Source organism: Sphingobium sp. KKT206 (genome assembly GCF_055640555.1).
This window is the reverse complement of record NZ_CM145764.1, coordinates 1,818,175-1,832,227: the sequence shown is the minus strand read 5'-3', so window position 1 is coordinate 1,832,227 and position 14,053 is coordinate 1,818,175. Positions and strand designations below refer to the sequence as shown.

Below are 14,053 nucleotides of genomic sequence, written 5' to 3'. Positions count from 1 at the left end.
GCCATCCGTCCTCCGTTCGGTTCGAGCTTGTCGAGAACTATGCGCTGCCTTCTCGACAGACGCTTCTCGAAGCTGCTCGAAGCTGCTCGAAGCGAACGGGGAGGAGGGCGCGTGACGGAGCCATTGTGGACCTCCGCAGACATCGCTCAGGCAACGGGCGGCGCCGCGTCGGCGCCGTTTGCCGTTTCGGGCGTGGCGTTCGACAGCCGCGAAGTGACGGATGGCGACCTGTTCGTCGCGATGAAGGGCGAGGCGACCGACGGGCATAAGTTCCTCGACAAGGCCTTTGCCCAGGGCGCGGCCGGGGCGATCGTCAGCGAGCCGGTGGATCATCCCCATATATTGGTGCCCGACAGCGCCGTCGCGCTCGAAGCGCTGGGCCGCGCGTCGCGCAAGCGCATGAGTGGCAAGGTGATCGGCGTCACCGGATCGGTCGGCAAGACCGGGACCAAGGAAGCGCTGTTCCAGGCGCTGGATCGCGCGCATCCGGGGCAGGTTCACCGCTCGGTCAAAAGCTACAACAATCATGTCGGCGTGCCGCTCAGCCTGTCGCGGATGGCGGGTGACGCGGCGTTCGGCGTGTTCGAAATGGGCATGAACCATGCGGGCGAACTGGCCGCGCTGACTCGGCAGGTGCGGCCCCATGTCGCCATCGTCACCGCCATCGCGCCCGCCCATATCGAATTTTTCGGCACCGAAGCGGCGATCGCCGAGGCCAAGGCCGAGATTTTCGAGGGGCTGGAGCCGGGCGGCACCGCGATCATTCCCTATGACAGCCCGCATGTGGCGCTGCTCTACAACAAGGCGGAGCGTCATGCCGGGCGCATCCTGACCTTCGGCACCAGTCCGCAGGCCGATGTCCATGCGCGCGAAACGGTGCCCGCGCCGGGCGGTGGCACGCTGGTCACGGCCAAGCTGCCCGATGCCGAACTCTGCTTTACGGTTGCCGCGCCGGGCGAACATTGGGTGTCCAATGCGCTGGCGGTGCTGTCGGCGGTCGATGCGGTCGGCGGCGATCTGGCCGCGGCGGGTCTGGCGCTGGCGGAGATGCCGGGCCTGCCGGGCCGGGGCGAGCGGCGGACCGTCTCGGTTGGCGGCGGCACGGCGTTGCTGATCGACGAAAGCTATAATGCCAATCCGCTGTCGATGGCGGCGACGTTGCGGCAACTCGGCCGGGAGACAGCCGACCGTCGCCTGGCGGTGCTGGGCGGGATGCGGGAACTGGGCAGTCGCAGCGCGGAACTCCATGCCGATATCGCGCCTGTGCTGCGCGACAATGGGATCGATTACGTCATTCTGGTCGGCGCAGAAATGCAGCCGCTCGCCGATGCGCTGGACGGCGTGCTGCCCTTCGCGCATGTCGCCGATACGGCGAGCGCCATCCCCATCATCCAAAATGAACTGCGCGCGGGCGACGCGCTGCTGGTCAAGGGATCGAACGGTATCGGCCTGTCCCGGCTGGTCGCGGCCCTTGCCGACGGAGAACAAGACTGATGCTGTACTGGCTTGCCCAGACGATGGATTTCGAGGGTATTTTCAACCTCATCCGCTATTTGTCCTTTCGCGCGGGCGCGGCGATCTTCACCGCGCTCATCATCGGTCTGGTGATCGGTCCCAAATTCATCGGCTGGCTGCGCGTCCGCCAGGGCAAGGGGCAGCCGATCCGCGATGATGGCCCGCAGACGCATCTGGCCAAGCGGGGCACGCCGACCATGGGCGGGCTGATGATCCTGACCTCCATGATCATATCGGTGCTGCTGTGGATGGACCTGTCGTCCACCTATGTCTGGGCCTGCCTGTTCGTGACGCTGGGTTTCGGCGCGATCGGTTTCCTCGACGATTATGACAAGGTGACCAAGGCCAGCCACAAGGGGCTGTCGGGCAAGATGCGGCTGGCGTTCGAGTTCCTGATCGCGGGCGTCGCGGCATGGATGATCGTCAACAGCCATGGCAATACCGCGCTCTACGTGCCCTTCTATAATGGTCCGGCGATCGAGCTTGGTCCCTTCTATTTCTGCTTTGCCGCCTTCGTCATCGTGGCGTTCGGCAATGCGGTGAACCTGACCGATGGGCTGGACGGGCTGGCGACGATGCCGGTGATCATCGCCTGCTTGGCCTTCATGCTGATCGTCTATCTGGTGGGGCGCGCTGATTTCGCTGAATATCTGGGCATTCCGCATGTGCCGGGCGCGGGCAACCTGACGATCCTGTGCGGTGCGATCATCGGCGCGGGGCTCGCTTTCCTGTGGTTCAACGCGCCGCCCGCTGCCGTGTTCATGGGCGATACCGGATCGCTGGCGCTGGGTGGAACGATCGGCGTGATCGCGGTGACGGCGCATCATGAAATCGTGCTGGGCATCATCGGTGGCCTGTTCGTGGTCGAAGCCCTGTCGGTCATCATCCAGGTGTTCTTCTACAAGCGCACCGGCAAGCGCGTGTTCAAGATGGCGCCGATCCACCATCATTTCGAGCAACTGGGCTGGGCCGAACCGACCGTGGTGATCCGCTTCTGGATCATCGCCTTCGTGCTGGCGCTCGCCGGTCTTGCGACGTTGAAGCTGCGATGATCGTTTCGGAGGTCTTTGCAGGCAAAACCTATGCGGTGCTGGGGCTGGCGCGGTCCGGCCTTGCCACGGTCGAAACGCTGCTGGCCAGCGGGGCGAGGGTTGTGGCCTGGGATAGCCAGGAAATGGCGCGCGCGGCTGCTATAGCCCTTGGCCGTTCGTCTCGAGCGAAGTCGAGAGACGATTGCGCAGAGCAGGGTTTCTCGAATTCATCCCAACGGGATGAAGTTTATCCTGAGCGCCTGCCTTGGCAAGCAGTCGAAGGGCTCGAAACGAACGGAATTTTGGAAATCGGCGATCCGATGGAGATCGACCTGACCGGTTTCGACGGCATCGTCGTGTCGCCGGGCGTTCCGCTCAATCGGCATCCCATCGCCATGCGCGCGAAGATCGCCGGCGTGCCGATCATCGGCGACATCGAACTGTTCGCGCTCGCCCGGCCGACGCTGCCGCCGCACAAGGTCGTCGGCATAACCGGCACCAACGGCAAGTCGACCACGACCGCGCTGATCCATCATATCATCGAGCAGGCGGGTTATCCCACGACCATGGGCGGCAATATCGGCCTGCCCGTGCTGGGCCAACCGCCGCTGGAGCCGAATTTGCAAGGGGTGGGCGTCTATGTGCTGGAACTGTCCAGCTATCAGATCGACCTGACCTACAGCCTGGATTGCGATGTCGCGGTGCTGCTCAATATTACGCCCGATCATCTCGACCGCTATAACGGGTTTGAGGGTTATGTGGCGAGCAAGGCGCGGTTGTTCGCGATGCAGTCGGCGGGCCATGTCGCGGTGATTGCAACCGAGGATGAGCCGAGCCGGGCGATTGCCGAGAAATTGTGCTCCTGCGAAAGCAGGAGCCTAGAGCGTAACGAGGTGCCATCCGACCCTGGGCTCCTGCTTGCGCAGGAGCACGGCGTTGTGACGGTCGCATCGTCCACCATCGATCCCAATACCCAATTGGGCTGGCCCGCTTTGCAAGGGCCGCACAATGCGCAGAATGCGGCTGTAGCAATCGCCGTCGCCAAGGCGCTCGATATTGACGACGCGACGCTGGCCAACGCGCTCGTGAGCTACGCCTCGCTCCCCCACCGCATGCAGGCCGTGGCGACTCGTAACGGCGTTCTTTACGTCAATGACAGCAAGGCGACCAACGCTGCCTCCACCGCGCCTGCGCTCGCCGCCTGGCCCGCAAAGGACGGCCGCCCCCGCATCCACTGGATCTTGGGTGGTGTTGCCAAGTCCGACAATTTGGACGAGTGCGTGCCGCATTTCGGCAATGTCGCCCATGCCTATACGATCGGCGAAGCGGGGCATATGTTCGCTGACCTGCTGCGCCCCTCTATGGCGGTGGACGATAGTGAGATGCTAAGCGCCGCCGTCCGCCGCGCCGCGCGCATCGCGCAGCCCGGCGACGTGATATTGCTCTCGCCCGCTTGTGCCAGTTTCGACCAGTTTCGCGATTTCGAGGCGCGCGGCGATGCGTTCGTCGCCGCCGTCGCGGCGCTCGACTAGACGGCATCGGGGGCAGAGCATGAACAGGGAAGGGACGACGCGCATGTCTAGAGCTGGCGACCTGGTGAAGGGGTTTCGCACCCGCACCGTGCCGCGCGAACGCACGGCGCTCGCCATCTGGTTCTGGGAGATCGACCGCGTCCTCCTGTCGCTCATCGTCGCGCTGATGGCGATCGGGCTAGTGGCGGTTGCCGCTGCCTCGCCGGTGGCCGCGATCGATCGGTCGACCGCGCAGATCGCGGTCAATCCGCTCGTCTATTTCTATCGCCAGCTCTTCTTCGTGCTGCTTGGCCTCCCCATCATGCTGGTCATCTCCATGCTGCCCCGGCCGCAGGCGCGGCGGCTGGCGACCTTCATGGCGGTCTTCTTCTTCGTGATGCTGCTGGTCGTGCCGCTGCTCGGCAGCACGGTGAACGGGGCGAAGCGGTGGATCGATTTGCCCGGCTTCCGCTTTCAGCCGTCGGAGTTTCTGAAGCCCGCTTATGTGGTGACGCTGGCCTGGTTGCTGTCGCTGCGTGGCAAGGACCAGACCCTGCCCGTCATCCCGCTGACTGGCGTGACCACGGCGCTGATCGCGCTCGTCCTGATGCGCCAGCCCGATTTCGGCCAGACGGTGATCTTCTGCGCCTGCTGGGGCGTGTTGCTGCTGTTGTCGGGCGTGTCGATGCGGGCGATCGGCGCGCTGATCGGCGCAGGCCTCGCGGGGTTGGTCGCGGTCTATATGTTCTATGAAAATGGCCGCCAGCGCTTCAACGACTTTCTGGGCATCGGTGTGGACGAGAGTGCGGGGCCGGACCAGACCGACCTTGCTTTTCGCACCATAACCCATGGCGGCTTTACTGGCGTCGGGCCGGGCGGGGGCCAACATAAATTCCGCCTGCCCGAAGCGCATACCGACTATATCTTCTCGGTGATCGGCGAGGAGTTCGGGCTGCTGGCCTGCATCGCCATTGCCTGCGTCTATCTCGCCATCATCGTGCGGGTGTTGCTGCGCCTGCTGGACGAGGAGGATGTGTTCACCATTTTGGCGGCGGCAGGCCTCACCACCCAGTTCGGATTGCAGGCGATCATCAATATGGGCGTCAATGCGCAGATATTTCCGTCCAAGGGCATGACGCTGCCCTTTATCAGCTATGGCGGCTCCTCTATGCTCGCGCTTTGCATCGGCGTCGGCCTGTTGCTCGCCTTCACGCGACGCAACCCCTTCATGGGTCGGCATACGGTCGTCAAATGGAGTGGTCGATGAGCATTTCCCGTCACTTCGTCCTGGCCGCTGGCGGGACGGGGGGTCATATGATTCCCGCCCATGCGGTGGCCGAAGAACTGATGGCGCGTGGCCATCATGTCGCTTTGGTTACCGATGAACGGGGCGCGAAGATCCCCGGTATCTTCGACCGGGCGCAAGTCCATATCATGCCAGCGGGGCGCATGACGAAGAACCCGGCGAGTTGGCCGGGGGCGTTGAAGGCGATCCTCGCCGGGCGCGCCATGTCCCGGCGGTTGAACGAGACGTTCCGGCCTACCGCGGTCGTGGGCTTCGGCGGCTATCCCGCCATGCCTGCGCTGCTCGGCGCCTTGGCCGATGGTATTCCGACCGCGATCCATGAACAAAATGCGGTGCTGGGCCGGGTCAACCGCCTGCTCGCCGCGCGGGTGGATGCGATCGCGACGGCCTATCCGGGGGTCGAGCGGCTCAAGCCCAGATATGATGCTAAGGTCCATCTGATCGGCAATCCGGTGCGCGAGGAGGTGAAAGCCTTGCGCGAGGAGGATTTCCCGGCGCTGACCGATGAAAGCGTGTTCCGGGTGCTGGTGATCGGCGGCAGCCAGGGAGCGTCCATCCTGTCGAGCGTCGTGCCCGAAGGCCTGTCGATGCTGCCGGTCGCGCTGCGCCGCCGCTTGCAGGTCACGCAGCAATGCCGCGCCGAGGATATTGATCGGGTGCGGAAAACCTATGCGGAGATGGAAATTCCCGCAGACCTCGCCACCTATTTTAACGATGTGCCGGAGAAATTGGGCTGGGCGCATCTGGTGATCGCGCGGGCGGGGGCTTCGACGCTGGCGGAACTGACCTGCGCCGGGCGGCCCGCGATCCTCATCCCCTTGCCGAGCGCCATGGACGATCACCAGACGGCCAATGCGCGCGAGATGACCGAAGCGGGCGGGGCGCGCACGATTACCCAGGCGCGCTTTACCGCCGTCGAGCTGGCCAAGCAGATGCAGAAGATGGCGATGGAGCCGGGCGCGTTGCAGAACGCTGCGAAGCGCGCATGGGGCTGCGGCCGGCCGAACGCGGCACGTGACATGGCGGACTTGCTGGAAAGCATCGGTCATGCGCCGATCGTCAATGACCCGGTACGGGTCGGACCGATGCCGACGACGCTCAATCTGGCGGGGGTTCCGGCGTGAGCCAGATCCCGACCCATGCATCCTCCCCTGTAAGGGGAGGGGGACCGGCGGAGCCGGTGGAGGGGTGTCACCCTATCGATGGGGCGACACCCCTCCGTCAGGGCTTCGCCCTGCCACCTCCCCTGCCAGGGGAGGATCACAACATGATGAACCTGAAGGAATCTCGCTCATGAAGGGTGTCGGCACGGACATCGGCACGATCCATTTCATCGGCATTGGCGGCATTGGCATGTCGGGGATTGCCGAGGTGATGCACAATCTGGGCTATGATGTTCAGGGATCGGACGTGGCCGAAGGCTATGTGGTCGAAGGACTGCGCGCCAAGGGCATAAGAGTGATGATCGGCCATAAGGCGGAAAATCTGGGCGACGCCGCTGTCGTGGTGACGTCCACCGCGATCAAGCGCGGCAACCCGGAGGTCGAGCTGGCGCTGGAAACGCGCGTGCCGGTCATCCGTCGCGCCGAAATGCTGGCCGAGCTGATGCGTTTGAAATCCACCGTTGCCGTCGCGGGGACGCATGGCAAGACCACGACGACGTCGATGGTCGCGGCCTTGCTGGACGCGGGCGGGGTGGACCCGACGGTCATCAATGGCGGCATCATCAACAGCTATGGCTCCAACGCGCGGTTAGGCAATAGCGACTGGATGGTGGTGGAGGCCGATGAGAGCGACGGCAGCTTCCTGCGGCTGGACGGCACCATCGCGGTCGTCACCAATATCGATCCCGAACATCTCGACCATTATGGCAGCTTCGACCGGGTGAAGGACGCTTTTGTCGAGTTTGTCGGCAATGTGCCTTTCTATGGCGCGGCGCTGCTGTGCCTCGACCATCCCGAAGTGCAGGCGATCTTGCCGCGGGTGCAGGACCGGCGGATCGTCACCTATGGCTTTTCGGCGCAGGCCGATATTCGCGGCGACAATGTGGTGAGCTTCCCCGGCGGCAACCGTTTCGACATTCAGGTGCGCGAACGCGACGGATCGACGCGGAAGATCGAGGGGATCGAGATGCCGATGCCGGGGCGCCATAACGTGTTGAACGCGATGGCGGCGATCGGCGTGGCGCTGCACATGGGGATCGACGATGCGACGATCCAGACGGGCTTCGCCAAGTTTGGCGGGGTCAAGCGGCGCTTTACCAAGGTCGGCGAGATTGTAGTCGGGGATGGCAGTGCCATCGTGATCGACGATTATGGCCACCATCCGGTCGAGATCAAGGCCGTGCTGGCGGCGGCGCGCGAAGGCGCGCAGGGTCGCGTGATCGCCGTGGTCCAGCCGCACCGCTTCACGCGGTTGCGCGATTTGATGGATGATTTCCAGCAAGCGTTCAACGATGCGGACATGGTTTACGCAACGCCCGTCTATACCGCTGGCGAGCAGCCGATCGAGGGCGTGGACAGCGCCGCGCTGGTCGCGGGGCTCAAGCGTCGGGGGCATCGCCATGCCTCCACCGTGGCGGATATGGACGAACTGGTGGATGCGATCGCCGCTGACATCCAGCCGGACGACATGATCGTCTGCCTGGGCGCGGGCGACATCACCAAATGGGCGGCGGGGATGGCGTTGGCGGTGTCCGCAAAGGTCAAGGAAGCGGTCTGATGTTCGAATTGTTCGCCGTTGGCCTGGAAATGCAGAAGCGGATGATCGACGTGCAGATGCAGGGCGTCGAAGCCGCGCGCGACATGATCGATGCCGCACAGCAAAACGTACAGGCAGGCATGGCCGCGACCCAGGCGCAAGAGGATGGCATTAAGTCCATGAAAAAATGGATGAATATGTGGGGAGTGCGCGGTTGAGCCTGACCCTTCCTGCTGTCCGTGGCACGATCAAGCCCGATGCGCCGCTGGCCCCGCTGGTCTGGTTCAAGGCGGGCGGTGCAGCGCAATGGCTGTTCGAGCCGAAGGATGCGCAGGACTTGTCCGATTTGCTGTCCGCGCTCGATCCGGCGGTGCCGGTGATGGCGATCGGCCTTGGCTCCAACCTGATCGTGCGCGATGGCGGGGTGCCGGGCGTGGTGGTGCGGCTGGGCAAGCCATTCGCGACGGTGGAGGCGCTGGACGCGACCACCTTGGTCTGCGGCGGCGGGACGTCGGGCATTCTCGTGTCCTCGACCGCGCGGGACAAGGGCATAGCGGGCCTCGAATTTCTGCGCTCCATCCCCGGCACGGTCGGCGGGTTCGTGCGGATGAACGGCGGCGCTTATGGCCGCGAGACATGCGACATTTTGCTGTCATGCGACGTGGTGCTGCGATCGGGCGAGCGGGTGACGCTTTCCAAGGACGAGCTTGGCTATAGCTATCGTCATTCGACGCTGCCGGAAGGGGCCGTCGTGGTCAGCGCGACCTTTCGCGGTGAACCGGGCGAACCGGCCGCGATTCAGGCGGAAATGGACCGGATCGCCGCTGCGCGCGAAGCCAGCCAGCCGCTGCGCAGCAAGACCGGCGGATCGACCTTCAAGAACCCGGACGGGCATAAGGCCTGGGCGCTGGTGGACGAGGCGGGCTGTCGCGGGCTGCAACTGGGCGGCGCGCAGGTGAGCGAGAAGCACACCAATTTCCTGCTCAACCTGGGCGACGCCACCAGCGCGGACATCGAAGCGCTGGGCGAAGAAGTGCGGCGGCGGGTGAAAGACAAGAGCGGCGTGGAACTGGAATGGGAAATTCAGCGGGTGGGGATGGTAAAGTGAGCGGCGCTATGAAGTTCCTCCCCGGTACGGGGAGGTGGCAGGCCGAAGGCCTGACGGAGGGGGCTCGCCCCGCTGCACGCCCCCTCCACCACTGGCTTCGCCAGCGGTCCCCTTCGGCAGAGGCACGTGACTCTGCCGAACCGTGCCGGGGAGGAATTGCATGACCCGTGGTCCGTGGCATGTCGCCGTCCTGATGGGTGGCTGGTCGGCGGAGCGGCCGGTTTCCCTTATGAGCGGGGAGGGTGTTGCCAAGGCGCTGGAATCGCGGGGGCATAGGGTCACGCGGATTGATATGGATCGTGACGTCGCCGCGCGTCTCGCCGAGGCCAAGGCCGATGTCGTGTTCAACGCGCTGCACGGCGTTCCGGGCGAGGATGGCACGGTGCAGGGGATGATGGACCTGATGGGCCTGATCTACACCCATTCGGGCCTCGCTACATCGGTCATCGCGATCGACAAGCAGCTGACCAAGCAGGCGCTGGTGCCGCATGGCATCCCCATGCCCGGCGGCAAGATCGTGGCGAGCGAGAGCCTGTTTGCGGGCGATCCGTTGCCGCGTCCTTATGTGTTGAAGCCGGTCAATGAAGGCAGTTCGGTCGGCGTGGCGATCGTCACGGCGGAGGGCAATTATGGCGATCCCATCGGTCGCGACAGTGTCGGCCCGTGGCAGGATTTTTCCGAACTGCTGGCCGAACCCTATATTCGCGGGCGTGAACTGACGACGGCCGTGCTGGGCAATGAAGCGCTGCTGGTCACGGAATTGCGCCCCAAGAGCGGCTTTTACGATTTCGATGCCAAATATACCGATGGCATGACCGAGCATGTCTGCCCGGCCGATATTCCGCCCGACATTAGCGAAGCCTGCAAGGCGATCGCGCTGCGTGCGCATCAATTGCTGGGGTGCCAGGGCGCGTCGCGCGCCGATTTCCGCTGGGACGATGAACAGGGGATCGAGGGGCTGTATCTGCTGGAGGTCAACACCCAGCCGGGCATGACGCCGCTCAGCCTCGTGCCTGAACAGGCGGCGAAGCTGGGCATTGACTATGCCACGTTGGTAGAGACTATTGTCGCAGAAGCGCTGTCGCGCGCCGGGGGGACGGAACATGGCTGAGACACGCATCAGACGGGGCGGCTCCACGCGATTGAGCAGCGCGCGCGATACGGCGACCAAGGGGCGGCGCGGCCGCACGCTCAAGCGGCAATCGACGCTGGACCGGGTGATCGAAGCGCTGCCGGTCAGCGAAGCGACGCTGCAACGCCTGGCGAGCTGGGCGATCGTCGGCATTTTCGGCGCGGGCGTGGTCGGCGTCGCAATATTCTTCGGCGTGCCCGCCATGGCGCACAAGCAGGCGGCGCTGCTGGCCGCGCGCGCCGGGTTCGAGGTCGACAAGGTCGAGGTGCGCGGCGTCGAGCGAATGGACGAGCTGCCGGTCTATAATATCGCACTAGGTCAGGTCGATCGTTCGATGCTGTCGCTCGACCTGCCCAAGGTGCGCAGTGAGATGCTGAAACTCGGCTGGATCAAGGATGCGCGCATTTCCCGCCGCCTGCCCGATACGCTGGTGGTGGACATCGTCGAGCGCGATCCGGTCGCGGTGTGGCAGCATGGCGGGCGGCTGCACCTGATCGACGTGATGGGCGTGGTGCTGCAACCTGTGTCGGCCAATGCGATGCCCGACCTGCCGCTAGTGGTGGGACCGGACGCCAATCGGCAGACGGCGGGGCTGAATGCGCTGATGGACAATGCGCCCGCGTTGAAGCCGATGCTGGCGGGCGCGACCTGGGTCGGCAATCGCCGCTGGGATCTACGCTTTCAGTCGGGCGAAACCCTGTCGCTGCCCGAAGGCGACAAGGGGAGCGCGGCGGCTCTGGTGAATTTCGCGCGCATGGATGGCGTCAACCGCCTGCTGGGGCGCGGGATCGTCAAGTTCGACATGCGTGACCCCGATCGTTTCGTCCTGCGCCTGCCCCAAGGCAAGGTCGAGGACAAGCCGATGGCCACCGACGGCAAGACCGCGAGCGCTGCGCCCGCGGAGGAAGAGGGCTAAACCGCATGGCGCAGCCCAAGGTCGAAAAGCTGATCACCGCGATCGATATCGGGTCGTGGAAGGTCTCCGCCTTGATCGCGGGGCGGACCGACACGGGCGAGCTGGCGATATTGGGCACCGGCCAGCGCGAAAGCCGGGGCGTGCGGCGCGGCTTCATCGCCGACATGGAGCGCACTGAACTGGCCGTGCGCGAAACGATCGAGCAGGCCGAGCGGGTCGCGGGCACCAATATCGAAGATGTCTGGGTCAGCTTTTCGGGCGGCAGCCTGGTCAGCGATGTCGTCACGGTCGAGCGCGACATGGCGGGCTATCGCATCGAGCAGGCGGATATTGATGACCTGCTGACCACGGGACAGCAGGGCATCGACCCGGACGGCCGAGTCGTGCTGCATGCCCAGCCGACCTGCTTCACTATCAATGGCCGGGTGCCAGTTAAGAAGCCGTTGGGGATGCACGCCGACCTTTTGGGCGTGGATATCCATGTCGTGCTGGCCGATGGCGCGCCGCTCGCCAATCTCGACCTGTGCGTGCGCGGGGCGTATCTCAACGTCAATTCGATCGTCGCCGCGCCGATCGCGACGGGACTTGCCTGTCTGTCCGAAGAGGAGCGCGACCTGGGCGTGGCGCTGGTCGAGATCGGGGCGGGGGTGACCAATGTCTCGCTCTATGCGGGCGGCATGTTGGTCGGGCTGCATAGCATCCCGATCGGCGCGGCGGACATTACCGACGATATTGCGTCGGCCTTCGGCATTCGGCGCAGCCAGGCGGAGCGGATCAAATGCTTCTATGGCTCGGCGATGCAGAATCCGCGCGATTTCCGCGAGATGATCGAGATTGCCGCGCCCCATGGCGAAAGTGCGGCGGCGGGGCAGGCGGCCGGGCCGAATGCGGAAGGGGGCAAGATCACCCGTGCGGCGCTGGTCGGCGTCATTTGCGAACGGTTGAACCAGATCATGGCCGAAGTGAATACGGCGCTGGCGGGCATGGGGTTCAACACGCCGACCGGGCGGCAGGTGGTGCTGACGGGCGGCGGCGCGGAAATGAAGGGCATTGCCGATTATGCGCAGGGCGCGCTGGGCCGGGCCGTGCGGATCGGGCGGCCACGGGGCTTGTCCGCCATGCCCGAAGCGCATAGTGGCCCGGCCTTTGCAACTTTGGCGGGTCTGGCGCTTTACGGTGCTTCCAACCCGGTTGATCTCCGAACGATGGCGCCGTCGCCGCAGACGGTCCATCGTCTGGGGACTCCGCTCTGGTGGCAGCGGATGATGCGCGCGATGAAGACAAACTATTGACCGAATTTGGAATGAAACGAAAATAGCTGGTGAAATCCCCTATTTTCTGGTGTTAACAATTAATGACGGTTTCGCTTCCTGACGAGGAAGCTGAGGGAGCAGAATATATGAGCATTGAGATCAGCCCACCGCATGTGGACGAACTGAAGCCGCGGATCGCGGTGATCGGCGTCGGCGGCGCGGGCGGCAATGCCATCGCGAACATGATCGCCGCCAATGTCGAGGGTGTCGATTTCATCGTCGCCAATACCGACGCGCAGGCATTGAACAGCTCGCCGGCCGAACGCCGTATCCAGCTTGGTCCGCAGATCACTGAGGGTCTGGGCGCAGGATCGCGTCCCGAAATCGGCAAGGCGGCGGCGGAAGAAACCATCGCCATGGTCGAAGCGGCGCTGGAAGGCGCGCATATGTGCTTCATCACCGCGGGCATGGGTGGCGGCACCGGCACTGGCGCGGCCCCCGTCATCGCCAAGGCGGCGCGTGAGCGTGGCATCCTGACCGTCGGCGTCGTAACCAAGCCCTTCACCTTCGAGGGCAATCGCCGCATGAAGTCGGCGGAAAGCGGCATCGATGAGCTACAGAAGCATGTCGATACGTTGATCGTCATTCCGAACCAGAATCTGTTCCTGATCGCCAATCCGAACACGACCTTTAAGGAAGCGTTCCAGATGGCGGACGAAGTGTTGCAGCAGGGCGTGCGCAGCATCACCGACCTGATGATCATGCCCGGCCTCATCAACCTCGACTTTGCCGACGTGCGGTCGGTGATGGGCGAAATGGGCAAGGCGATGATGGGCACCGGCGAAGCGGAAGGCGACGGCCGCGCTTTGCAGGCGGCGGAGAAGGCGATTGCCAACCCGCTGCTCGACGGCGTGTCGATGCGCGGCGCGAAGGGCGTGATCGTCTCCATCGTCGGTGGCGAAGATATGCGCCTGATGGAAGTGGACGAAGCCGCCAACCATATCCGCGAGCTGGTGGATCCGGACGCGAACATCATCTGGGGCAGCGCGTTCAACGACAATCTCAACGGCAAGATCCGCGTGTCGGTGGTCGCCACCGGCATCGACAATGAGATCGGCAACCATGCCGCGCCGTTGACGCAGCCGTTCAGCTTTGCCAGCCGTCCCGCCGTCTCGGTGCCGCAGCAGGGTGGCGCGCCCAAGGCCGCGACGCCCGCGCCGCAGCCTGCGCCAGCCGCAGCACCCGCGCCCGAACCTGAAACACTGGAACTGGACGTCCCGGCGCCGCCTGCGCCTGCACCGGTCGAAGCGGCCCCCGCGCCTTTCGCTGCGCCCAAGCCTGCGGCCGTGTTTTCCGACGAAGGGCCGGACCAGGACGAACTGGTGCTGGGTGCGGACAATGCCGCGCCAGCTGCAGCGCCTGCGCAACCTGCAGCGCCGCGCGTTGCCAGCGGTGGGACGTTGTTCGAGCGGATGGCGGGCCTGACCCGTGGTGCGGACAAGGTGCCGGGTGGCGATGACGCCGCCGGTGTCGACATTCCCCGCTTCCTGAACCGCCAGAACAACCAGTAAGATCATCGCG

Annotated in this window: 12 protein-coding genes; all 12 read left to right on the top strand. The window is 64.7% G+C overall.

What is annotated here, in order from left to right:
- The first annotated feature begins 111 nt into the window (after positions 1-111).
- The 12 genes from ACZ2HM_RS08635 to ftsZ all read left to right on the top strand — a co-directional run bounded on the left by ACZ2HM_RS08635 (position 112) and on the right by ftsZ (position 14,043).
- Positions 112-1,494 (top strand): UDP-N-acetylmuramoyl-tripeptide--D-alanyl-D-alanine ligase, encoded by a 1,383-nt coding sequence (locus ACZ2HM_RS08635; RefSeq protein WP_470426769.1) that lies wholly within the window; start codon positions 112-114, stop codon positions 1,492-1,494.
- On the top strand, positions 1,494-2,567 hold the full coding sequence (gene mraY, locus ACZ2HM_RS08630; RefSeq protein ID WP_037477658.1) for a phospho-N-acetylmuramoyl-pentapeptide-transferase: 1,074 nt from the start codon (positions 1,494-1,496) through the stop codon (positions 2,565-2,567). The genes ACZ2HM_RS08635 and mraY overlap by 1 nt, the downstream gene beginning before the upstream one ends.
- Positions 2,564-4,078 carry a UDP-N-acetylmuramoyl-L-alanine--D-glutamate ligase gene (gene murD, locus ACZ2HM_RS08625; RefSeq protein ID WP_470426768.1) on the top strand — a complete coding sequence of 505 codons (1,515 nt, stop codon included), beginning with the start codon at positions 2,564-2,566 and terminating at the stop codon, positions 4,076-4,078. The genes mraY and murD overlap by 4 nt, the downstream gene beginning before the upstream one ends.
- A gap of 43 nt (positions 4,079-4,121) precedes the next feature.
- Complete coding sequence (locus tag ACZ2HM_RS08620) at positions 4,122-5,324, top strand: FtsW/RodA/SpoVE family cell cycle protein (protein WP_470426767.1); 1,203 nt, start codon at positions 4,122-4,124, stop codon at positions 5,322-5,324.
- Positions 5,321-6,487 (top strand): undecaprenyldiphospho-muramoylpentapeptide beta-N-acetylglucosaminyltransferase, encoded by a 1,167-nt coding sequence (gene murG / locus ACZ2HM_RS08615; RefSeq protein WP_470426766.1) that lies wholly within the window; start codon positions 5,321-5,323, stop codon positions 6,485-6,487. The genes ACZ2HM_RS08620 and murG overlap by 4 nt, the downstream gene beginning before the upstream one ends.
- A 169-nt stretch (positions 6,488-6,656) precedes the next feature.
- Positions 6,657-8,084, top strand: a complete 1,428-nt coding sequence (gene murC, locus ACZ2HM_RS08610) for a UDP-N-acetylmuramate--L-alanine ligase (protein ID WP_470426765.1) — start codon at positions 6,657-6,659, stop codon at positions 8,082-8,084.
- On the top strand, positions 8,084-8,281 hold the full coding sequence (locus tag ACZ2HM_RS08605) for a hypothetical protein (RefSeq protein WP_470426764.1): 198 nt from the start codon (positions 8,084-8,086) through the stop codon (positions 8,279-8,281). The genes murC and ACZ2HM_RS08605 overlap by 1 nt, the downstream gene beginning before the upstream one ends.
- Positions 8,251-9,171, top strand: coding sequence for a UDP-N-acetylmuramate dehydrogenase (gene murB / locus ACZ2HM_RS08600; protein WP_470426763.1), 921 nt, complete (start codon positions 8,251-8,253; stop codon positions 9,169-9,171). The genes ACZ2HM_RS08605 and murB overlap by 31 nt, the downstream gene beginning before the upstream one ends.
- A 160-nt stretch (positions 9,172-9,331) precedes the next feature.
- Positions 9,332-10,282, top strand: coding sequence for a D-alanine--D-alanine ligase (locus ACZ2HM_RS08595; RefSeq protein ID WP_470426762.1), 951 nt, complete (start codon positions 9,332-9,334; stop codon positions 10,280-10,282).
- Entirely contained in the window at positions 10,275-11,219 is a 945-nt protein-coding gene (locus tag ACZ2HM_RS08590; RefSeq protein WP_037480105.1) for a cell division protein FtsQ/DivIB, read from the top strand. Before ACZ2HM_RS08595 ends, ACZ2HM_RS08590 begins: the two co-directional genes overlap by 8 nt.
- 5 nt (positions 11,220-11,224) lie before the next feature.
- On the top strand, positions 11,225-12,511 hold the full coding sequence (gene ftsA / locus ACZ2HM_RS08585) for a cell division protein FtsA (RefSeq protein WP_037480110.1): 1,287 nt from the start codon (positions 11,225-11,227) through the stop codon (positions 12,509-12,511).
- A gap of 107 nt (positions 12,512-12,618) precedes the next feature.
- On the top strand, positions 12,619-14,043 hold the full coding sequence (gene ftsZ / locus ACZ2HM_RS08580) for a cell division protein FtsZ (RefSeq protein WP_037480675.1): 1,425 nt from the start codon (positions 12,619-12,621) through the stop codon (positions 14,041-14,043).
- The last annotated feature ends 10 nt before the right edge of the window (positions 14,044-14,053 follow it).